This is a genomic window from Empedobacter sp. UBA5987, from assembly GCF_002429865.1.
Classification (GTDB): domain Bacteria; phylum Bacteroidota; class Bacteroidia; order Flavobacteriales; family Weeksellaceae; genus Empedobacter; species Empedobacter falsenii_B.
Map to the genome: position 1 here is coordinate 82,324 of NZ_DJBB01000015.1, position 20,366 is coordinate 102,689.

The 20,366-nt window shown below is 30.3% G+C and carries 25 protein-coding genes and 1 tRNA gene; 12 read left to right on the top strand and 14 right to left on the bottom strand.

The features are described from left to right. The first annotated feature begins 18 nt into the window (after positions 1 to 18). Positions 19 to 1,113 carry a PepSY-associated TM helix domain-containing protein gene (locus B3J26_RS02565; protein ID WP_219034533.1) on the top strand — a complete coding sequence of 365 codons (1,095 nt, stop codon included), beginning with the start codon at positions 19 to 21 and terminating at the stop codon, positions 1,111 to 1,113. Positions 1,114 to 1,245: 132 nt separating this feature from the next. Next, on the top strand, positions 1,246 to 2,055 hold the full coding sequence (gene murI, locus B3J26_RS02570; protein WP_221856312.1) for a glutamate racemase: 810 nt from the start codon (positions 1,246 to 1,248) through the stop codon (positions 2,053 to 2,055). A gap of 72 nt (positions 2,056 to 2,127) precedes the next feature. Here murI and B3J26_RS02575 read toward each other — a convergent pair whose 3' ends face one another. Beyond that, positions 2,128 to 2,505, bottom strand: coding sequence for a GreA/GreB family elongation factor (locus tag B3J26_RS02575; RefSeq protein ID WP_291062798.1), 378 nt, complete (start codon positions 2,503 to 2,505; stop codon positions 2,128 to 2,130). Between the two features lie 517 nt (positions 2,506 to 3,022). On the opposite strand from B3J26_RS02575, the gene B3J26_RS02580 reads away from it, so the two are divergent. The 6 genes from B3J26_RS02580 to B3J26_RS02605 all read left to right on the top strand — a co-directional run bounded on the left by B3J26_RS02580 (position 3,023) and on the right by B3J26_RS02605 (position 6,994). After that, positions 3,023 to 3,337, top strand: coding sequence for a hypothetical protein (locus B3J26_RS02580; protein WP_114999329.1), 315 nt, complete (start codon positions 3,023 to 3,025; stop codon positions 3,335 to 3,337). Between the two features lie 49 nt (positions 3,338 to 3,386). Then, positions 3,387 to 3,776, top strand: coding sequence for a hypothetical protein (locus B3J26_RS02585; RefSeq protein ID WP_152606126.1), 390 nt, complete (start codon positions 3,387 to 3,389; stop codon positions 3,774 to 3,776). Positions 3,777 to 3,860: 84 nt separating this feature from the next. Beyond that, positions 3,861 to 4,703 (top strand): MbnP family protein, encoded by an 843-nt coding sequence (locus B3J26_RS02590; protein WP_280046164.1) that lies wholly within the window; start codon positions 3,861 to 3,863, stop codon positions 4,701 to 4,703. A 44-nt stretch (positions 4,704 to 4,747) separates the two neighbouring features. Continuing rightward, positions 4,748 to 5,788, top strand: coding sequence for a cytochrome-c peroxidase (locus B3J26_RS02595; RefSeq protein WP_038334056.1), 1,041 nt, complete (start codon positions 4,748 to 4,750; stop codon positions 5,786 to 5,788). A gap of 10 nt (positions 5,789 to 5,798) precedes the next feature. Next, complete coding sequence (locus B3J26_RS02600; RefSeq protein ID WP_291073098.1) at positions 5,799 to 6,764, top strand: hypothetical protein; 966 nt, start codon at positions 5,799 to 5,801, stop codon at positions 6,762 to 6,764. Between the two features lie 2 nt (positions 6,765 to 6,766). Further along, positions 6,767 to 6,994, top strand: a complete 228-nt coding sequence (locus B3J26_RS02605) for a YHS domain-containing protein (protein ID WP_038334051.1) — start codon at positions 6,767 to 6,769, stop codon at positions 6,992 to 6,994. Between the two features lie 71 nt (positions 6,995 to 7,065). Here B3J26_RS02605 and B3J26_RS02610 read toward each other — a convergent pair whose 3' ends face one another. The 7 genes from B3J26_RS02610 to B3J26_RS02640 all read right to left on the bottom strand — a co-directional run bounded on the left by B3J26_RS02610 (position 7,066) and on the right by B3J26_RS02640 (position 11,883). Then, the gene (locus B3J26_RS02610; protein WP_291069845.1) at positions 7,066 to 7,374 is read right to left on the bottom strand and encodes a thioredoxin family protein; all 309 of its coding nucleotides are present in this window, start codon (positions 7,372 to 7,374) and stop codon (positions 7,066 to 7,068) included. Positions 7,375 to 7,398: 24 nt separating this feature from the next. Next, positions 7,399 to 7,668 carry a rhodanese-like domain-containing protein gene (locus tag B3J26_RS02615; RefSeq protein WP_280062497.1) on the bottom strand — a complete coding sequence of 90 codons (270 nt, stop codon included), beginning with the start codon at positions 7,666 to 7,668 and terminating at the stop codon, positions 7,399 to 7,401. A 25-nt stretch (positions 7,669 to 7,693) separates the two neighbouring features. Beyond that, positions 7,694 to 9,088 carry an MBL fold metallo-hydrolase gene (locus tag B3J26_RS02620; protein WP_291073099.1) on the bottom strand — a complete coding sequence of 465 codons (1,395 nt, stop codon included), beginning with the start codon at positions 9,086 to 9,088 and terminating at the stop codon, positions 7,694 to 7,696. A gap of 114 nt (positions 9,089 to 9,202) precedes the next feature. Continuing rightward, on the bottom strand, positions 9,203 to 10,120 hold the full coding sequence (locus B3J26_RS02625) for a YeiH family protein (protein WP_291073100.1): 918 nt from the start codon (positions 10,118 to 10,120) through the stop codon (positions 9,203 to 9,205). A gap of 164 nt (positions 10,121 to 10,284) precedes the next feature. Then, positions 10,285 to 10,914, bottom strand: coding sequence for a Crp/Fnr family transcriptional regulator (locus B3J26_RS02630; RefSeq protein WP_286479353.1), 630 nt, complete (start codon positions 10,912 to 10,914; stop codon positions 10,285 to 10,287). A 2-nt stretch (positions 10,915 to 10,916) separates the two neighbouring features. Next, on the bottom strand, positions 10,917 to 11,330 hold the full coding sequence (locus B3J26_RS02635) for a YeeE/YedE family protein (RefSeq protein ID WP_135836085.1): 414 nt from the start codon (positions 11,328 to 11,330) through the stop codon (positions 10,917 to 10,919). Positions 11,331 to 11,334: 4 nt separating this feature from the next. After that, on the bottom strand, positions 11,335 to 11,883 hold the full coding sequence (locus tag B3J26_RS02640) for a YeeE/YedE family protein (RefSeq protein ID WP_291073101.1): 549 nt from the start codon (positions 11,881 to 11,883) through the stop codon (positions 11,335 to 11,337). Between the two features lie 128 nt (positions 11,884 to 12,011). Between B3J26_RS02640 and B3J26_RS02645 the strand changes: the two genes are divergently transcribed. Together B3J26_RS02645 and lysA are read left to right on the top strand one after the other, a co-directional pair. Continuing rightward, on the top strand, positions 12,012 to 13,145 hold the full coding sequence (locus tag B3J26_RS02645) for an MBL fold metallo-hydrolase (RefSeq protein ID WP_280046161.1): 1,134 nt from the start codon (positions 12,012 to 12,014) through the stop codon (positions 13,143 to 13,145). A gap of 162 nt (positions 13,146 to 13,307) precedes the next feature. Next, positions 13,308 to 14,519 carry a diaminopimelate decarboxylase gene (gene lysA, locus B3J26_RS02650; RefSeq protein ID WP_291071371.1) on the top strand — a complete coding sequence of 404 codons (1,212 nt, stop codon included), beginning with the start codon at positions 13,308 to 13,310 and terminating at the stop codon, positions 14,517 to 14,519. A gap of 61 nt (positions 14,520 to 14,580) precedes the next feature. On the opposite strand, the gene B3J26_RS02655 is transcribed toward lysA, so the two are convergent. Further along, positions 14,581 to 14,919, bottom strand: a complete 339-nt coding sequence (locus B3J26_RS02655) for a hypothetical protein (RefSeq protein WP_291062817.1) — start codon at positions 14,917 to 14,919, stop codon at positions 14,581 to 14,583. A 255-nt stretch (positions 14,920 to 15,174) separates the two neighbouring features. On the opposite strand from B3J26_RS02655, the gene B3J26_RS02660 reads away from it, so the two are divergent. After that, complete coding sequence (locus B3J26_RS02660) at positions 15,175 to 15,555, top strand: hypothetical protein (protein WP_291073102.1); 381 nt, start codon at positions 15,175 to 15,177, stop codon at positions 15,553 to 15,555. On the opposite strand, the gene B3J26_RS02665 is transcribed toward B3J26_RS02660, so the two are convergent. The 4 genes from B3J26_RS02665 to B3J26_RS02680 all read right to left on the bottom strand — a co-directional run bounded on the left by B3J26_RS02665 (position 15,542) and on the right by B3J26_RS02680 (position 19,687). Continuing rightward, positions 15,542 to 16,237 (bottom strand): potassium channel family protein, encoded by a 696-nt coding sequence (locus B3J26_RS02665; protein ID WP_291073103.1) that lies wholly within the window; start codon positions 16,235 to 16,237, stop codon positions 15,542 to 15,544. The two genes, B3J26_RS02660 and B3J26_RS02665, sit on opposite strands and share 14 nt — an antisense overlap. 9 nt (positions 16,238 to 16,246) lie before the next feature. Beyond that, positions 16,247 to 17,677, bottom strand: a complete 1,431-nt coding sequence (locus tag B3J26_RS02670; protein WP_291073104.1) for a TrkH family potassium uptake protein — start codon at positions 17,675 to 17,677, stop codon at positions 16,247 to 16,249. Between the two features lie 376 nt (positions 17,678 to 18,053). Further along, positions 18,054 to 19,223: an MFS transporter gene (locus tag B3J26_RS02675; protein WP_291073105.1), complete on the bottom strand. Its 1,170-nt coding sequence runs from the start codon at positions 19,221 to 19,223 to the stop codon at positions 18,054 to 18,056. Between the two features lie 41 nt (positions 19,224 to 19,264). Continuing rightward, positions 19,265 to 19,687 (bottom strand): GNAT family N-acetyltransferase, encoded by a 423-nt coding sequence (locus B3J26_RS02680; protein ID WP_125350171.1) that lies wholly within the window; start codon positions 19,685 to 19,687, stop codon positions 19,265 to 19,267. Between the two features lie 176 nt (positions 19,688 to 19,863). Between B3J26_RS02680 and B3J26_RS02685 the strand changes: the two genes are divergently transcribed. Next, a tRNA-Ser gene (locus B3J26_RS02685) sits at positions 19,864 to 19,948 on the top strand. A gap of 162 nt (positions 19,949 to 20,110) precedes the next feature. Here the strand turns inward: B3J26_RS02685 and B3J26_RS02690 are convergent. Beyond that, on the bottom strand, positions 20,111 to 20,366 hold a 256-nt coding region (locus tag B3J26_RS02690), incomplete at its 5' end, for a hypothetical protein (RefSeq protein ID WP_291073106.1).

Genomic DNA, 20,366 nt, shown 5'->3' on the forward strand with positions numbered 1-20,366 from the left:
CTAAATTAATCTTTATTAATGAAAAAATATTTTCTCTTCTTTCACAAATGGTTTGGGTTATTTACAGGTATTATTGTTTGTATTGTAGCAATAACAGGAGCTATATTTTGTTTTCAAGATGAAATAAAAGATACTCTTTTTGATTATAGAAAAGTCGAGATTGTTCATCAACCATTCATAAAACCAAGTAAAATTATCCATAAAGTACAAGACAAAAATCCTAAACATGTTGTGCTTCGAGTGATGTATATGGATAAAGATCGATCAACGGTTGTGATGACGATGGATGATAAAAAAGAATCTTACTTTGTGTATATTAATCCATATTCAGGGAAAATTTTACATCAAGAAAATATGAAACAAGATTTTTTCTTGGTGATACAATACATTCATATGAATCTTTTATTGGGTGATATCGGAAAAAATATAATTGGTTTTTCAACTGTTATTTTTATCATGATTATGATAAGCGGTTTAATTCTTTGGTGGCCCAAAAAGAGAAAACAAGCTAAAAATGGGTTAACGATAAAATACAAAGCAAAATGGAAACGTATCAATTATGATTTGCATAATGTACTGGGATTTTATGCTTTTAGTATTGCATTTATTGTCGCTTTATCAGGTATTGCATTTAGTTTCAAACCTGTTCGCAATTCATATATGCAAATCGTTAATCTTGGAAAATCATTTCCAAATGAAGAAAAAGGATATGTCTATCAACCTAAAAAAATGTTAGAAAACAATTACACTATTGTTGATTCTGCATATGCTTATAGTTTAAAAAATAGTCCAACAGCTTCTATGTATTGGATTTATTTACCCGTACCCGAAAAAAATCCTTTGGCCATAAGAGCGTATCATAAAAGTTTGCGTTATTATGCGGTTGACGAATATCAATTTGATTCGGAACAATTTCAGGTTTCTCAATTAATGAATGAGAATTTATCAAATGGTAAAAAGTTTGCAAACTCAATGTACGACATTCATACAGGACAAATATTAGGTTTATTTGGTAAAATATTAGCCTTTACTTCTTCAATAATTGTGGCAAGTTTACCTATTACAGGTTTTATAATTTGGCGAAATAAAAAACGGAAGCAGAAAAGAAAATAATTTTATTCAAATAATTGTTGAATAGATTATAAAATTTATTATTTCTATTAATTATATGTAAATTTTCAAACCAAATTATTACGCTAACATCTTAATACATTTTGTAAATTTGTGCTTCAAAAATAAGCGAATATGCAAGGACCAATTGGTGTTTTTGACTCTGGTTATGGAGGATTAACCGTTTTCAAAGAAATACAGAAAAAACTTCCGCAATACGATTATATCTATTTAGGTGATAATGCTCGTTGCCCTTATGGAATTCGCTCGTTTGAGACAGTTTATGAATACACCAAAGAATGCGTTTTTAAATTGTTTGATTTGGGATGTAACTTGGTTATACTTGCTTGCAATACAGCTTCTGCAAAGGCTTTACGAACAATTCAGCAAAATGATTTACCCGAAGGCAAAAGAGTTTTGGGTGTTATTCGCCCAACAACAGAATCGATAAATGAATACACAAAGAATAACAAAGTCGGAATTTTAGCTACGCAAGGAACTGTTTTGTCCGAATCGTATAAAATTGAGATGAACAAATTTCATCCAACAATTGATGTTTTTCAATTAGCTTGTCCACTTTGGGTTCCTTTGGTTGAGAATAATGAAATTGATAGCAAAGCTGCGCACGATATTGTAGAAAAAGATATTCAACGCTTATTTGATCAATCATCCGAAATCGATACAATTGTATTGGCTTGCACACATTATCCGCTTCTTCTTCCTGTGATTTCGCAATATGTACCAGAAAATGTAACAATTCTTTCGCAAGGAGAATTGGTCGCGAATAAATTAACTGACTATTTACATCGCCATCCCGAAGTAGAAACACAATGCTCAAAAAATGGACATCTTACATTTTATACGACAGATGATGCGAAAAGTTTTGAAGCAAATACGACAATTTTTTATGGTCAGAAAATTACTGCTTCACATTTAGATGTTTAAAATATTTTTTCAGAAAAATACAAATAAAAAAACCGAGCAACTGCTCGGTTTTTTATTATGCTTTTGGACAAATTATGAAACTACTTCTACATTCAGAATTTCATATTTTTTTGTACCATCATTTGCTGGCCATTCAATTACATCGCCAATTTTATAACCAATTGTTGCTAAACCTTCGTCCATTAAAATAGAATGGCGATTCTTTTTCGGTTTTGCCTTTTCTGGACTAACAAAATTTAATTGATATTCTTGATTTGAATTTAATTCTTTTATTGTTACTTTTTTTCCTACAGTTACAATATTATCTGCCAAATCTCTTCTCAAAATTTGTTCTGCATGACGCAATTCTTTTGTCAAGATATTTTCTTGTTCTGCTGTTACTTTTTTTCTTCTTAAATGGTCTTTAATTAAATCGTATAATCCTGTTGTTAAAATAATATTTGTTGTCATTTTGATAAATTCTTAGTTAAACTTTCAATCATTCGAAGAAGATTCTCTAAGACTCAAATATCAAATGACCGAAAATAAAATTCGCTAAAATTTGATACAAATCTCCTTACAGAAAATTGAAAATAATTGATAATTGAAAAAAAATAGAAGGTTCCCTGTCTCGAGTCGTAACAGGGATTAGTTGATAAACTCTTTCGAGCTTCTTAAGAAAGTATCATCATGCAAATATGCCAACGACAAAAACAACCACGATTGGTTGTTTCTCCTATAGATGTCGATAAAATTTGCCATAAATTAATCCTAAAATGATTAATTCAAAGTTACGATATCTTTCTCAATCTAAAAAATATAAACCTTTTAAGATTATTTCAATAAAAAGGAACTTGAATTCAATTTCTGAAAAAACTGATAATCTTCATTTTCAAAATAAATAAAAACTGTCTAATTTTATAAAAATTTTAAGGAATTGAAATCTTACCTTTTCATACTAACTGTTGTTCTAATAACTTGTAGACCATTGCTACCAGTTATTGACTATTTGGTAAATTATGATAAGATTTCTAAAGAATATTGTGTTAATATAGAGCGTCCAGAATTATTGTGTAATGGAGTTTGTTATCTGAAAGAACAAATTTCCAAGACTGTTAATGATGAACAAAATGATGATAATAAAATTCAAGTTTCTTTGCGTGCAATTGATTATTTTATTTATCAACCTACCTTCGAAATTAACACATCTACCTTTACAAAATCTATTGAAAAAATTTCGACTATCGAGTTAGCTTTCGAAACTCAATATCAATTAGATCAACAACTTCAGCCTCCTATTTGATAAATAATTCTTGTTTATCAAATTATTATCTCATTAACATTTAATCAAGTTGACATTTCATATAAGATTTGTCAAAAGTTTCAATTGTTTATTGATTGCATTGTTCGTGCTTTTAATTGGTTTTCGATCATTAATTCCTTTTACTGTATTCATTAGTACTCAGGAGAAGATTATTGATGAATATTGTATCAATAAAGAGCGACCAGAAATGCAATGTAATGGAAAATGTTATTTATCGAAGCAACTAAAAGAAACGGAACAAGAATCTGATTCGGTTTTAGTAAAGAATATTCGATTTGCAGAAATTTATATACATTTCGAATGTTTAGATATTCCATTTATTCAAGATTTTATTGTAAAAATAAAACATCGATTCTTTTGGCAATCATCCTATTCTATCGATTGGGTTTTTAAATATCTAAAACCTCCAATTGTTTAATTAATAGAACAAATATTCAGTATTGGAGAACAATTATTGTTTTCCAACAGCATTTTTATTCAAAAAAATTAAACAATTATTACAATGAAAACAATCAAATATTTTTTAAACTTATCATTTATCGCATTACTTACTTTATTTACTTCCTGCAACAACGATGATGATTTCTCTGAAATTAAATCTACCGAAACAGGTAAAATTCAATTAAAGTTTGAAAATGGATTTGATAATTTGGGAGGAATTGTTCTAGATCAAACAACACAAACCTCATCAAACGGACAAAAACATAAATTAACAACATTAAAATATATCATTTCTAACATCACATTAATTGACGAAAAAGGAAATGAATTTGATTATCATAAAAACGATCCAGACAAAGGCGCTTTTGTTATTAATCAAGATTCTGCTATAGCTAATGTCGTTTATTTAAATTTGGATAATATTCCTCAAAATAAATATACAAAAGTACGTTTTGGACTTGGTGTATCTCAGAAAGCTTATTTATTAGGCCAGACTGGACAAGCTACTTTTTGGGAAAAAGCAAAGAAAAATGGAATGACTTGGTCTTGGGCTGCTGGTTATGTTTTCTTTAAAATAGAAGGTTTTTATGGGAAAACTACTACTGACACTTTCTTCTTAACTCATACTGGAAATATGGGAGATATTAACAAAAATAATGTTCAAGATTTATATAGAGAAGTAACATTAGATTTACCTACATCTGCACGGGTAACTTCTAAGATTAAGCCATCTATTCATATTATGGCAAATTTGAACACTTATTTAAGTGGTGATCATAAATTGATATTAGATGAGTCGAACAATAACATTATGGGATCTTCCAACTTTGCACAATTGGTAACAGAAAATATACAAAATATGTTTCGAGTTGATCATGTACATAACGACGAAAAAAATCAATAAAGTTTATAGCGGTGTTTTATAAACACCGCATAATTCTACAAACAATGAATAAAATAATAACAATCATTTTCAGTTTATTCATCTTGCTAAGTTGTAACGATGATGATATTGATTATGGACAAATCGTTGATGAACCTTATCAATTAGAAGTTCCTTCTTATTTTCCTAAAATAACATTTGATACAGATAAATATCCGTTAACTAAAAATGGAGTTGAGTTAGGAAAAAAACTATTTTATGAAGGTCGATTATCTAGAAATAATACTATTTCATGTGCTTTTTGCCATATTCAAGAAAATGCCTTTACTCACCACGGACATCCTGTTAGTCATGGAATTGATGATCGATTAGGAATTCGAAATGCTCCTCCTATTCAAAATTTGGCATTTCTAAATCGATTTATGTGGGATGGCGTTATTCATGATTTAGCTCAACAACCAATTTCTCCTATTACAGCTGAAGAAGAGATGGATACTACTTTTCCCGAAATCATTAAGAAATTATCATCAGATTCTTCTTATCGAAAAATGTTTAAAAATGCTTTTGGAGATGATAAAATCGATGCAAATCGTATTCTCAGCGCATTAGGACAATTTATGGCTTCAGTTGTATCAAAAGATTCAAAATATGATCAATATTTAAGGAAAGAGACAAATTTAACCGAAACCGAAAAAAAAGGTTTACAACTTTTTCAACAGAAATGTTCAAGTTGTCATAAAGGAACACTTTTTACAGATGAGTCTTTTCGAAATACAGGAATGTATTATAATAAACAATACAAAGATGGAGGTTTATATCGTGTCACATTAGATTCGACTGATTTTATGAAGTTTAGAGTTCCAAGTTTAAGAAATATTGAAATGACCAAACCTTATATGCACGATGGACGATTCTATAGTTTAGAAGCTGTTTTGAATTTTTATTCAGAAGGTGTACAAAATGATAAAAATTTGGATTCTCAACTCAAACAAAATAATCGAATTGGAATTCCTATGACAGAAGAAGAAAAAAAGGCAATTATCTCTTTTCTAAAAACATTAACTGATTACTCATTTATTAATAACCCTGTTTATGCAGAATTTTAAATCTATTAAAATGAAATTATATATCAATTTATTTTTCGTTATATTATTTACACCCATTTCATTATTTGCACATACAGATAATGATTCTATTGTAATCTCTCATTTATATGATTTAGAATTAGATTGTGATGCTTGCGGTTGTTCTGCAACTTCAACCTCAAATGGAATTGAAAATCTTATAAATTCAAATTTCGTTGGTATTCGTTATCTACATCAATCTTATAAAGCTAAAGAAGATGCTTTTTCTAATAAAAGAACACAAAAGCAACTGTTCAATACCATTCAATTATGGGCAAGAATTCCAATAAATAATAGAATTGACATCAATGCTAGTATTCCTTACCATTTTCATAATAAAGAAGGTAAAAACTCTTCTTCTATTTCTGGTATTGGAGATTTAAATATGATGGGAATAGTTAAAGTCATTAAATCAAACACAAGTTCTAATGAGCTAAAACATGGATTAAGTGCTGCAATAGGTTTAAAAATTCCAATCGCAAAATTTAATCAAGCAAATGCTGAAACAACCAATCCAAGTTTTCAATTAGGTACAGGAAGTTGGGATACTCAGTTTGCAATAAATTACCAATTAGCTTTTAAGAATTCGACTTTACAATTAGTAACAGACTACAACTTGAAAGGAGAGAATAAGAAGAAATACAAATTTGGAGATCAATGGAATCAATTAATTCAATTACAACATCTTTTCATTAACAATGAATTAAAATTACTTGGAAAAGTTGGTTTTCAAAACGAGCTTTATTATAAAAATGAACAATTTGGGGAGACGCTTCCAAAATCTAAAGGAAAAGCTCAATTTGCGAAATTAGGATTAGAAGCAGCTGCTCGAAAATTTAATTTTGGTATAGAATATTTTCAACCTATACTTTCTGATTTAAATTCGGGAGAAATCGAAGTAAAAAACAGAATAGGTTTCTTTTTTAATTACAATTTATTTCAATCTAAAAATCAATAACAATGAAAAAAATATTAACATTAACATTCTTCATCATCTCTTTTTCAATTTTTGCTCAACAAAAACTAAAAGTAAAAGTTGTAAACGAGAAAGATCCTATTTGTGGAATGAATACCGCACAATTCTTAACAGATACCGCAATTTATCAAAAGAAAATTTATGGTTTTTGTAGTAAAAGCTGTAAAGTTGAATTCAAAAAAAATCCAAAAAAATACGTGAAGAAAAAGTAAGAGAAAGAAAATAATTTGACAGTAGTTGCACTTGATTCTAAGAAGAATCATTAAGCAGCTACTGTCTTTTTTTATATCAAAAATTGTTTTACAATTTCCTGTAAATCATCTTCAAACTTTACTCCATAATGTTTCCAAAGTAGCTTTCCTTGATGAAAAAGCATCAAAGTTGGTACACCATTTACTTGATACATTGCATCAAATTGAATAGTACTTACTTTCTCTTTATCTACATCTATTTTTATAATTTCTACATTATCAGAAAATTTTTCTTTCAAATTTTCTAAAAACTGAAGTTGTAACTGACATGGAGCACACCAATTTGCATAAAAATCAATCAAATAAAAATTATTTCCTTGTATTTTATCCAATAAATCCATTTTAAAATTTAGATATTATTACACTTATTTTATTGTTTGCCAAGGACCGCCGTTTATTGCTTCAAATCCATTTTTATTTAAAATTGTTGCTGCTTGCGCACTACGAGCTCCACTTCTACAAACTGTTACAATTTTTTTGCTTGGTAATTCCTTTAATCTTACTTCTAATTCTTGCAACGGAATATTCACCGCACCTGCATGATGTCCCGCCAAAAACTCCGCTTTTGTACGAACATCCAACAATAAAGCACCTTCTTGTAGATAGTTCTCTACATTCGAATTTGATGTCAACATTTTTAAAATCCTTTTGAAAAACATATTATTTAACGAATGGTTTTTGATTCAATTTCCAGTCAGCAATTCCTCCACTATAATTTTCAACTTCAAAACCTTTCGATTCCAAAAAACTTTGTGCAATCGTTGCTCGATCTCCAGCTTGACAATGCAAAGCAATTTTTTTAGTTGGATCTAATTCATTGTATCTTTTTGGTAAATAACCGACAAAAATATGCTTCGCTCCTTCAATATGACCTTCTTTAAATTCTACTTCTCCTCTAACATCTAAAATCTGAACCTCATCATTTCCAATGTAATTTTCAATTGTTTCTGCGTCGATTAAAATAGAAGATTGTAAGTAACTAAAATTACTCAACATATCTGTTGGAGTAATATAACCATAGACATTATCCAAACCAATTCGCATCAATTTTCGCGTCATTTCTTCTACTTCATCCTCTTCTACAATCAACACAATTGGTTCTTGATAATTAACCATCCAACCCATCCATGTATTGAACGTTTTATTGTTTTGAATATTTAATGTTCCTGGTAAATGGAATTGAGAAAAATCTGTTTTGATACGCGCATCAATCACTTTCATTCCAAAATCTTTCGCTTTTTCAAATTCGATATATGTTAATTTAGCCCATTTCGGAACTTCAATCAACAAAGGACGTTTTGTTTTATTCAACTTTTTCATCATTGTAAAATAAGCTGGTGCTTCGGGTTGATCTGCCAATAAATAATCAACAAATGCTTTTTCATTCGAATCAAATTGCAACGCCCAATTTCTGATTTTCTCATAACCAACCGTCGTACTTGCTACAGCTCCCAAAGCTTTTCCGCAAGCAGAACCTGCTCCATGTGCTGGCCAAACTTGTAGATAATCTGGTAATGCTTGAAATTTTTTCAACGATTTAAACATCTGCTTTGCTCCTACTTCTTTAGTACCAATTAATCCAGCAGCTTCTTCTAATAAATCTGGACGACCAATATCTCCTACAAAAACAAAATCTCCAGTAAAAATCATAACTGGTTCTTTCGTCGCAGGTTTATCCGTCAACAAAAGACTAATACTTTCTGGCGTGTGACCTGGTGTATGCATCACCTCAAAAATTAGATTTCCAACTTCTATTTTATCCCCATTTTTTAATCCGATATGTTCAAAATCGTATTGCCAATCTTCTCCGCCTTCATCAGACAAATACATCTTCGCACCTGTTACATAAGCTAACTCTTGGCTACCAGAAAGATAATCAGCATGAATATGTGTTTCGGCAATATGCGTAATTTTCAGCTTATTTTCTTCTGCTATTTTTAAGTATGTATCAATATCTCTTTTTGGATCGATTACAATTGCTTCTCCTTTTGCTTGACAACCTACAAGGTAACTTGAATGCGCCAATGACTTTTCAAAAATGTGTTGAAAAAACATATGATAATATTTTTATGGTTTAACCTTTTTTAATTTGTTGAAGCAAAGTTAAGTTGCTAAAAAACAATCGACAGTAACCAATGTTACAGACTTAAAATAGAGAGAATAAAGATTTTAAAAATAATTTAAAACCAAAACCAAAGATAAAATGGAGATAAAAATCCAAAGTAAAATTCCGTATGATAAGGTTTTAAAACCTGCTTGTTTGATGGATTGTAAGTTAATCAACGAGCCAATCATAAATAAAGCAACAATCATTAATTGTTTCGAAATTCCTTGTAAAATATGATAAACTTTTTCGCCTTGAGGAAAATAAGTAGCGATAAGCATTGTTGCTATAAAACCAATTATAAAATAAGGAAATTTGTAAGAAGAGTTCTCTTTTTTGTTGAAATAACCAATTAATAAAGCCAATGGAAAAATCCATAATGTTCGGCTCAATTTTACAGTTGTTGCGACTTCCAAAGCTTGTTCACCATATTGTTTAGCAGCACCGACAACAGAACTTGTATCGTGAATTGCAATTGCCGACCACAAACCAAATTGGTATTGCGATAACTGAAAATAATGTCCAATAAATGGAAAAACCATTAACGCAATCGCATTCAACACAAACACAACTGCCATGGCAATGGTAATTTGATTCGCTTTTGGTTGTAAAACCGAAGAAATTGTAGCAATAGCACTTCCTCCACAAATAGCAGTTCCCGAAGTAATCAGCAGCGATGTATTCTTGTTGATTTTTAATAATCGGTAGAATACAAATCCTAATGTAAAAACACTTAATACAGAAATAAAAGTGAGAAAAAATCCATCTTTACTTACCGAAATAGCCTCGTGAAGATTCAAACCTAATCCTAAACCAATGATTGCTATATTCAATAATTTCTTTGAATATCTCTTTGAGATTTCCCCAAATTCATTCTGAAAAATTAAACCATAACCAATCCCTAAAAGTAATGCCACAGACGACTCTACAAAAGGAAAAAAAGTAAATAGCAACAATCCAAAATAAACTATACGGGCAATCATCTGTTTTATGAAATACAAAAACAAAAGTAATTGACCGTATCAAAATAGATTGTAACATTTGTTACAAATGATATTATTTTTATAAAATTTTCTATTATAAATTGTTTCAACAAAAAAAAAGGAAGCTTAACAATGCGCTTCCTTTTATATTTTTTAATAATTACTTACTTAATCGTGATTTCGTTTCTATTCAGTTGAAGGAAACCTTCTTTTTCTAACGCTTTCAACAAACGAGAAATAACAACACGAGAAGTATTGAGCTCGTAAGCAATTTCTTGATGTGTTTTTACCACAACTTTACCTTTGTTGATACTTGCGACATCCAACAGATATTTTTTCAAACGTTCGTTCATATCATTAAAAGCTAAATTGTCAATCGCTACCAACATTTCCTCCATTCTATTATTGTAACTATCAAAAATGAAACGTCTCCACGATGGATATTTTGCCAACCATTCGTCCATTTTTACAATCGGAATCATCACCAATTCTCCATCAGTTTCAGCTACAGCGCGTATTTTACTTTGTTTATCACCCAAACAACACGCCATCGTCATCGCACATGTATCACCTTTTTCAAGAAAATACAACAACAGTTCTCCTTCATCAAAATCTTCGCGCATAATCTTGATTGCACCACTCAAAAGAATTGGCATTCCTTTGATAAATTGGTTCAAATCTATCATCACATCATTTGCGTTAAATTCGATCAAAGATCCTAATTCATCAATTTCATTCAATAATTCATCTTCAAATTGATATGGATAAGTTGCTTCTATTTTCTCTTTTATCATGTTTAATGTGGGATTTTGTTTCTAATTTTTCCGTAAAGAAAAGTACCGATTAATGCACCTACAATTGTAATTAAAATTGGATAAACTCCTGCGCCTAATAACACAAATATTGGTCCGGGACAAGCACCAACCAATGCCCAACCTAATCCGAAGAAAATTCCTCCGATCAAATAACGAGCTATTGATTTTGTTTTGGGTTGAATCACAATTTTTTCACCATCAATATCTTTTGCTTCTTTCTTTTTCATCCATTGTATTCCAATCAAACCGACAACCAAAGCCGAACCAATAAATCCGTACATGTGGAAAGATTGAAAATTGAACATTTCGAAAATACGAAACCAAGAGGCTGTTTCTGCCTTGTACATGGTTACACCAAAGATAACACCTAATATGATATAAACTAAACTTCTCATGAGATTAAAAAATTAAAGGAAACAAAACGTGAACCATCAAAAGTCCACCGATAAAAAAGCCGATAACAGCAATTAATGAAGGTAACTGCAAATCACTTAAACCCAAAATCGCATGCCCAGATGTACAACCTCCTGCGTAGCGCGTTCCAAAACCAATTAACAATCCACCAACAAATAATAAAGCAATATTTTTAACAGACATTGTTTCGAAAATTTCGGTTGGAGAATATGCTTTTCCTGCACTTTCGAATCCCATTGTATTCAATTTTGCAATTGTAGCATCTGAAATTTCAGGAATTTGATTATCTGATAAAAAATGTACCGAAACAAAACCTCCTATTATTGCACCAACTAAGAATAATAAATTCCATTTTTGAGATTTCCAATCAAACGAGAAAAAATCACATGATTTTCCTCCTCCCAAAGCAGAACAAATCGTTCTGAAGTTTGATGAAAATCCAAAACTTTTTCCGAAATAAATCAATAAAAGCATTACAATCGCGATTATTGGTCCGCCAATATACCATGGCCAAGGTTGTAAGATAAATTCCATTTTATATTTTTTCTAAAACGTGTACAAAGTTGGTAAATCAAAATTAAAATGAAAGTTACAAATGTTACAGTTTACTTAAGATATATTATTTCAAAAGCAATCCAAGAATTTTATACATTTGATCATTAATGAAAAAAATCAATAAACGAAAAGTTTTTAAACGAATGCTTTACTTCCTATTAAGTTTGATTGTAATTCTTGTAATTGCAACTTTCGCTATTCTACAAATGGATACTTTTGGTGCTGATGCAACTGGAAAACGATTGGAACGAATGAAACAATCGAAGTTGTATAAAAATGGACAATTTCAAAATATTCATCACACACCTGCATTTGCAGAAGGTTTTGATACTAAAAAAGTAATGTGGGACTTTTTCTTTGGTGCGAAAAATCCAAAACTCAATCCGAAAGATTCTATTCCGCATATTCAGACGGATATCAAATCTATTGATAAATCTGAAAATGTATTTATTTGGTTGGGACATTCGTCTTATTATATTCAATTGGATGGTGTTAATTTCCTAATCGATCCTGTTTTTAGTGATTACGGTTCGCCTTTACCAATTTTCAATAAAGCATTTAAAGGAGCAAATACGTATCACGCAAAAGATTTCCCAAAGATTGATTATTTGGTTATTTCACACGATCATTACGATCACTTGGATTATGAAACAGTGAAAGAATTACGTCCAAAAGTGGAGAAAGTGATTCTTCCGCTTGGAGTTGGCGCACATTTCGAGAAGTGGAATTATCTACCAGAACAATTAATCGAAGAAGAATGGAACACAAGCGTTTTATTAAAAAATGACTTAAAAATTACTTTTACACCAGCTCGTCATTTTTCTGGTAGAAAATTTAAACGAAATACAACACTTTGGACTTCTTATGTATTGGAAACACCTACGCAAAAAATATTTTTAGGTGGTGACAGCGGTTATGATACGCATTTCAGAGAAATTGGAGAAAAATATGGTCCGTTTGATTTTGCAATTCTCGAAAATGGTCAATATAATGATGCGTGGAAATATATTCATGCTTTACCAACAGATTTGCCTGTAATTATCAACGATTTGAAAACAAAACATATTATTCCTGTACATGCTGCAAAATTTGCTTTGGCAAAACATGCTTGGGACGAACCTTTGGAAAAAATTATAGAGAATGGTAAGCAAAATAAGCTCGATATTTTGACGCCTATGATTGGTGAACCACTAAATTTGAACGATTCTGTCTTCAACTTCAAAGAATGGTGGAGGGATTAAAACATTTATTCCCGAATAATATTCGAAATATTTTTTAAATCTTTAAACAATATTCGAAATTATTGATTTATAATAAGTTTATTCTGAATTATCTTCAGAAAACCATTTGTATTCCGTAATTTTGGCAACTGAAATTTAACTTTAAACAAAAAAATAAACAAAATGGAACTGAATAGAGAACGTCTATTGGAATTGGTGCAAAAATATGGTGCGCCCTTGTATGTATATGATGCGAACAAAATTAGATCGCAATATGAAAAGATGACAAATGCATTTTCTACAGTCAAACGTTTAAAGTTAAATTATGCATGTAAGGCGAACACAAATCTTAATCTTTTAAAGTATTTCAAATCACTTGGTTCAGGATTGGATACGGTTTCTATTCAAGAAGTAGAATTGGGATTAATGGCGGGTTTCAAGCCTAAAGAAATCATTTATACGCCAAATGGTGTTTCGTATGCTGAAATTAAAAAAGCAATTGATTTAGGTGTTCGCATCAATATCGATAACCTTTCTGTTTTAGAAACATTTGGTCAAGATTTTCCTAAATATCCAGTTTGTGTGCGTATTAATCCACATATTATGGCAGGTGGAAATGCAAATATTTCGGTTGGACATATTGATTCAAAATTCGGAATTTCTATTCACCAATTACCACATATCAAACGTGTTGTAGAAAATACAGGTTTACATTTGGATGGTGTTCACATGCATACAGGTTCTGATATTTTAGATATTGATGTTTTCTTACAAGGAGCTGAAATTTTATTTGAAGTTGCAGCAGAATTCAAGAATTTATCTTACATCGATTTTGGATCAGGATTTAAAGTTCCTTACTATCCAGGCGCAGACGAAACAGATATTGAATATTTAGGAGAGCGTTTATCAGCTCGTTTCAATGAGTTTGAAAAAACGTACGGAAAGCCTTTGACATTAATGTTCGAGCCAGGAAAATATATGGTTTCGGAAGCAGGATCTTTCTTAGCGACTGTAAATGTTGTTAAACAAACAACTTCTACTGTTTTTGCTGGAATTGATACAGGTTTCAACCATTTAATTCGTCCGATGTTTTATAGTGCTCATCACGAAATTGAAAATATTTCGAATCCAGAAGGTCGTAGCCGTTATTACACAGTTGTGGGATACATTTGTGAAACAGATACGTTTGGATCGAATCGTAAAATAAATGAAATTAGCGAAGGAGATGTGTTGTGTTTCCACAATGCTGGAGCATATTGTTTCTCGATGGCTTCGAACTACAATTCGCGTTTCAAACCTGCGGAAGTCTTGTTAATTGACGATAAGGATTATTTAATTCGTCGTCGCGAAACAATTCAAGATTTAATCGCAACAACAGAGGATATAAAATTCTAAGCTCAGAATTTTTATATATTTTTATAGTATTTTAAAGCTCAATTCAAGGATTGGGCTTTTTTTATTTCCCTAATTTCAGTGGTTTACTAAAAAATATCTCATGCACAACACTTCTTATTAAGTTTTGTCCGTATGTTTTTGAATCATCATATTCATAAGGAATTCTTTTCTCAACTGGCTTTAAAGGAGAAACATCTTGTTGTTTATTTGAATAATTTTTAAAATAATCTTCCATCAATTCATTATTCTTTTCAAGCGATAAATCTTGCGAATACTTAAAATCAAAATAGCCAGATTGTTGAGCAAAATTCATCAACAATTTATTTTTTAAATTATCATTCTGAGCAACTTCTTGCGCAAAAAGAGCAATTGGAAAAAGAAAGAATAAAAGTATTTTCATTATCAATCATTTACTGTTTTAAAGTTATGAAAATATTTTAAAGATTCAATCTATCCAATTTTAAAAACTTTACAATGACATTCGTCTTATGCAATTCGAAATGAATTAAATACTTTTGCTTGAAAGAATGAAAAAATGGAAGAAAAAAAAGACAAACGAAGTACCTCTCAAAAATTAATAGACGACGCTTTCTTCCTATTCTTGATGATTCTTGGAGCTTTTTGTGTGTTAATAATTCTTGTTGTGGTTTAAAAAATGAAACTATTTGATACTTATTTTAGTTTCTATATTCTGAGTTGGATTTTTATCAAACTTACACGAATTTATTCCATAGAAATTGAGTATCTCAATCATTATCTGACAGATATTTTTGCCGTTCCTGCAATGACACATTTGGGAAGTTATATCATTTCGAAAGTAAAATACAACAATCAATTGTACGTTTATCCAACAAGTTATTTGGTCATTACGGCGTTTGTTCTCAGTTTTTTGTTAGAATTTCTTATGCCAAAATTTTCTTCAAATTACACAGCAGATATATTGGATGTTGTCTGCTATTTTATCGGAATTATTTTTTATTTAAAAATTCATAAGCCTTATCTCTTAAAAAATGAGCATAAGATTATTGAATATTAAATTTCTTCAAAAACTTATAAATCTCTTGATTTGCACCATAAATCACCAACACATCATCTTTGGTAATTACCGTATTAGATGACGGAAAACCTTGTACTTCTGGCACAATTTTATATTGTCCCAAGAAACTTGCTTCTTCTTTATTTTTAATAATCGTCATCACCAAAATATTATGTTGCTTTTTGAATTGTATTTCATCAAACGTCTTTCCAACCAATTCATTTGGTGTTACAACCTCTATAATGCTAAACTCTTTGTTTAATTCAAAAGAATCTACAACTCCTTTCACATTTAGTTTTTTTGTCCAACGTTCTGCAGATTCAGCTTCGGGTCGAATAATTTCTGTAACTCCAATTGCTTGCAAAACATTTTCGTGTAAAGAATTGATAGAACGACTAATCAAACGTTTTACATTTTTATTTTTAAAAATAGCAGTAGCCATAATATTGGCACCTTCATTTTCCCCAATACTTACAATTACAATATCTGTATTATTTAGTGGTAATTTATTAATTGATAATTCATCTGTTGCATCTAAACAAATGGTATAGGATAACTTATCTTTCAAAGCTTCAACACGTTGAATATTATTGTCAACACCGATAATTTCGTGACCAAGCTTTACCATTTTCTTACCAAGCGCCGCGCCGAAATTTCCTAAACCTATAATTATTATTTTCATAATTTTCTTTTAAATTAAAATATCATCTGATGGATAACGATAATTAGATGAAACAGTTTTCTTAAAAAAAGCCATCAAAATTGTAATCATTGAAACACGACCAATAAACATCATTGTAATGACAACAATTTTACTTGGATCTGATAATGTAGGTGTTAAATTTAATGATAAACCAACAGTAGAATAAGCTGAAAAAGCTTCGAATGCAACATCAATAAGATGTAAATGATTATCAAATTTTGTTATTAAAAATATTCCTATTCCAATGACTAAAAAAGATAAGGTCATTGTAGCAAAAGCTTTTTGTACATTGATAGGGCTTAATTCTCTTTTGTAAATTTCGATTTTATTTTTTCCGCGTGCAATATTAATAAAATTAAGAATTGCAATTGCAAAAGTACTCGTTTTAATTCCTCCTCCTGTTGATGCTGGTGAAGCACCAATCCACATTAACAAAATAACCAAAAGTATGGAAGAGAATTGTAAGTGAGAAAAATCTATATTATTAAAACCTGCTGTACGAGGCGTTATGGCGATAAATAAAGCTGAAATAAACTTTCCGAAACCTTGATGTTGTCCTAATGTAGAATAATATTCTTCGAAGAATAATATGATTGTAGAAATAATTAGTATTGTTAATGAGGTGATTAAATTAACTTTAGAACTTAATGTAAAAACCCAATTCTTACGATTATTTTTATTATGGAGAATTTTTGAAATTAATTTTCTGATTAAATAATCTGTATAACGTAGAATATTAATCAAGATAGGAAAACCTATTCCTCCTAAGAATATCAATGTGATTAGAACAGATTGAAATCCATAATTGTGAACAAAACCTTTGTTCATTAATCCATTTGGCAATGTAGAAAAACCTGCATTACAAAAAGCCGAAACTGAATGAAAAATACTAAAAAATAATTTGTCAACAATACTAATATTATAAGGTGCAATTGAAATATAAATTAATACAGCTCCTACGAATTCGATACCAAAAGTTAAATAGATAATCCTTTTTACAAAAGAAAAAACTTCACTCAAAGAATCGTTGTTTGCAATACTTCCTAATGCTATTTGATTCTCATAAGAACTATTTCCTTTGAAAAAATAAGCAATATATCCAGCAAATGTCAAAATACCTAAACCTCCTGCTTGTATTAATAACATTAAAATAAAATGACCAACAGGCGTGTACGTGACATAGGTATCAACAGACGTTAACCCCGTTACACAAACGGCGCTTGTAGACGTAAACAATGCATCTAAAAAAGAAATTGAATGATAAGTTGCTTTTGGCAACATCAATAAACACGCTCCGCCAAAAACTAAAATGAAAAAACTGAAAATAAATAGTTGCGGCGGCGTAATAACTGATCGTTTGAATGTAAAATTAGGCGTAGCAATTTCTCGAATTAATTTTAGTACAATCGCAAATTGCAAATATTTACTAACAAAAAACCAACTATAATCAGTGACTTGAATTTTAATACAATAAAGAATAAATAGTATACTTACTATATCAAAAATGATGACTCGCGGAATAATTTTTTCTTTAAAATAAACATATTTAAGTATTGTTCTTAAAATTCCGACAGATAGTAGAATGATAAAAAAAATGTTTATATAAAGTTTATACTCAACAGGAAATCCAAATCCAAACATTACCAATAATGCTATAATAGCTAATGTGTACGATATTGAAAGGATTACATTAAAAAACTTGTTATTGACTAAAAATCGAAACATAGTTTTACTTCATTTAATAAAAAACAAATTTATAATTATGTTTACTTTTTACAAGTTTTTCATTATTTTTTTACTCTGTTTTAAAAATTTTCATTCTACCAACCATAATAACCATAATCAATCCAAAACAAGCAAATAACGCATAAGAATATCTCAAATCAAAAGCTTCAGCAATATAACCAATCAGTGGTGGTCCCATCAAAAATCCTAAAAAAGAGATACTTGAAACCATTGCTAATGCAACGCCTGGATTTACATTTTTGTTTTTTCCTGCTACACTATAAACCGTTGGCACATTACACGCAACACCCAATCCAACCATCATAAATGCAATTGTACACACAATAAATTGAGGAAAAAATACTGAAAGCATCAAACCAGAAAACATCAAAATTCCACTAATTTGCATCACGCGTTTTTTTCCATATTTACTGATAAAATAATCACCAACGAAACGTCCTGTTGCCATCATCACCATAAACGAAGCATAACCAACGACAACTAAATTCTGTGGCGCTTTTACAATATCTTGGAAATAAACACCACTCCAATCGAACATCGCACCTTCTGTTGCCATGCTCAAAAAACCTATAATTCCTAGTTGAACCAAAACAGTATCTGGTTTTGAAAAAATAGATTTCTTTTCCTTCGCTGGAGCTGGTGTAGAATCGACTAAATATTTTTTATTAATGAACCAGCTCAAAATAATTAAGCCATAAATAATCACAAAATGATAAAATGTATTCACATGCAAATTCATCATCAATAAACCAATCAAAGCACCTGTAAAACCAGCGATACTCCACGCACCATGAAAAGAGGACATAATCGATTTTCCATATATTTTCTCTACCTCAACTCCTTGCGTATTCACCGAAATATTGCACATGTTTCCTATTACTCCAAAGAAAAATAAAACAGCACCTAATTGATAAAAATTTTGAGCCAAACCTATACAACAAAGAATTAAAGGATAAATTAAAACGACAATTCGTAAGACATTTTTACTTCCATATTTCGCGACTAATTTTCCTGAAAGCGCCATTGTACACAACTGTCCAATCGGCATTAACAACAATAATGTTCCCAATTGTCCTTCAGAAATTCCTAAATCTGATTTAATCGTCGGAATACGACTTGCCCAAGACGAAAAAGCTAAACCTTGCGAAAAAAAGAAGAGCGAAACAGCGAATCGAATGCGATTTTTTTGAGTTGATGATAATTCTGTTGATGAAAGCATGGCTAAAAAATATGCGACAAAGTTAAGCTACTCTCCTGAAATTATAAACTCAAATGCAAAATAGGATAAGCTTTTCCCTCGTTATCTTTTTCAGAACGAGAAGTAACCTTAAAACCTTGGCTTAAATAAAAATCAATCGCTTGCTGATTTTGTTCATTCACATCAACCGATTTCACATTCAATTCTTGAATAGAAAAATCCAACAAAGTCTTCCCTACTCCCTTTCTTCGAAAATCATTGTGAATAAATAACATTTCAAGATTTTGCTCTGCAACACCTACAAATCCTACCAATTGATTTCCGATTTCGTAACCAAATAAGGCTACATGCGGAAAATAATTAGGTAAATTTTCTTTATAATATTCAAAATCTTCTTTTGCTAAAAAATGGTGTGTGTTACTAACCGAACTTACCCAAATATCTCTCAATCTCGGAAAATCTACTTCTTCAATTCTTCTAATCATGACTAAAATTAATTACAACAAAGATATAAACGACTCTTTTCAAAAAAAACAATAAAAATATTCTATTGAGAATCATTTTGTTAAAAATTATTTTAAAAATAATTGTTTTTAGAATTTGGAAAAACGAAAAAGCGTTCTATATTTGCACTCGCAATACCGCAGTAGACTGCGTTATTGGAGAGTTGGCAGAGTGGTCGAATGCGGCAGTCTTGAAAACTGTTGAGGGTCACACCTCCGGGGGTTCGAATCCCTCACTCTCCGCTAAGAAAACCCAATAGAGTAATCTGTTGGGTTTTTTGTTTTTCTGAAGTTGTTTTCCTTTCATTTTCATAAAACTGAAAGGAAAAACAAAAAATAATAGATGCGAAGTATCTAGAGTTTTCTTAGAATTACTTTCTTTTCTAGGGAATATGAAATAATCCCTCACTCTCCGCTGAAAGGGATTCTATTATTTAGAATCTCTTTTTTTGTATAAATAAGTAAGCTTTCTTCCTTCATTTTCAAATGGTTAACAGAAAATAAATCCATCATTGTAGGTGTTCGATAAAAACCATTTTCGTAGTATAAATTACTGTCGAACACTATATTAACAAATTCTCTTTTTTGCAAAATATCTGCTTGTTCGAAAATAAACTTCATGTCAGTCAGTTTATTTAAATTCTTTTCTAATATTTTAAAA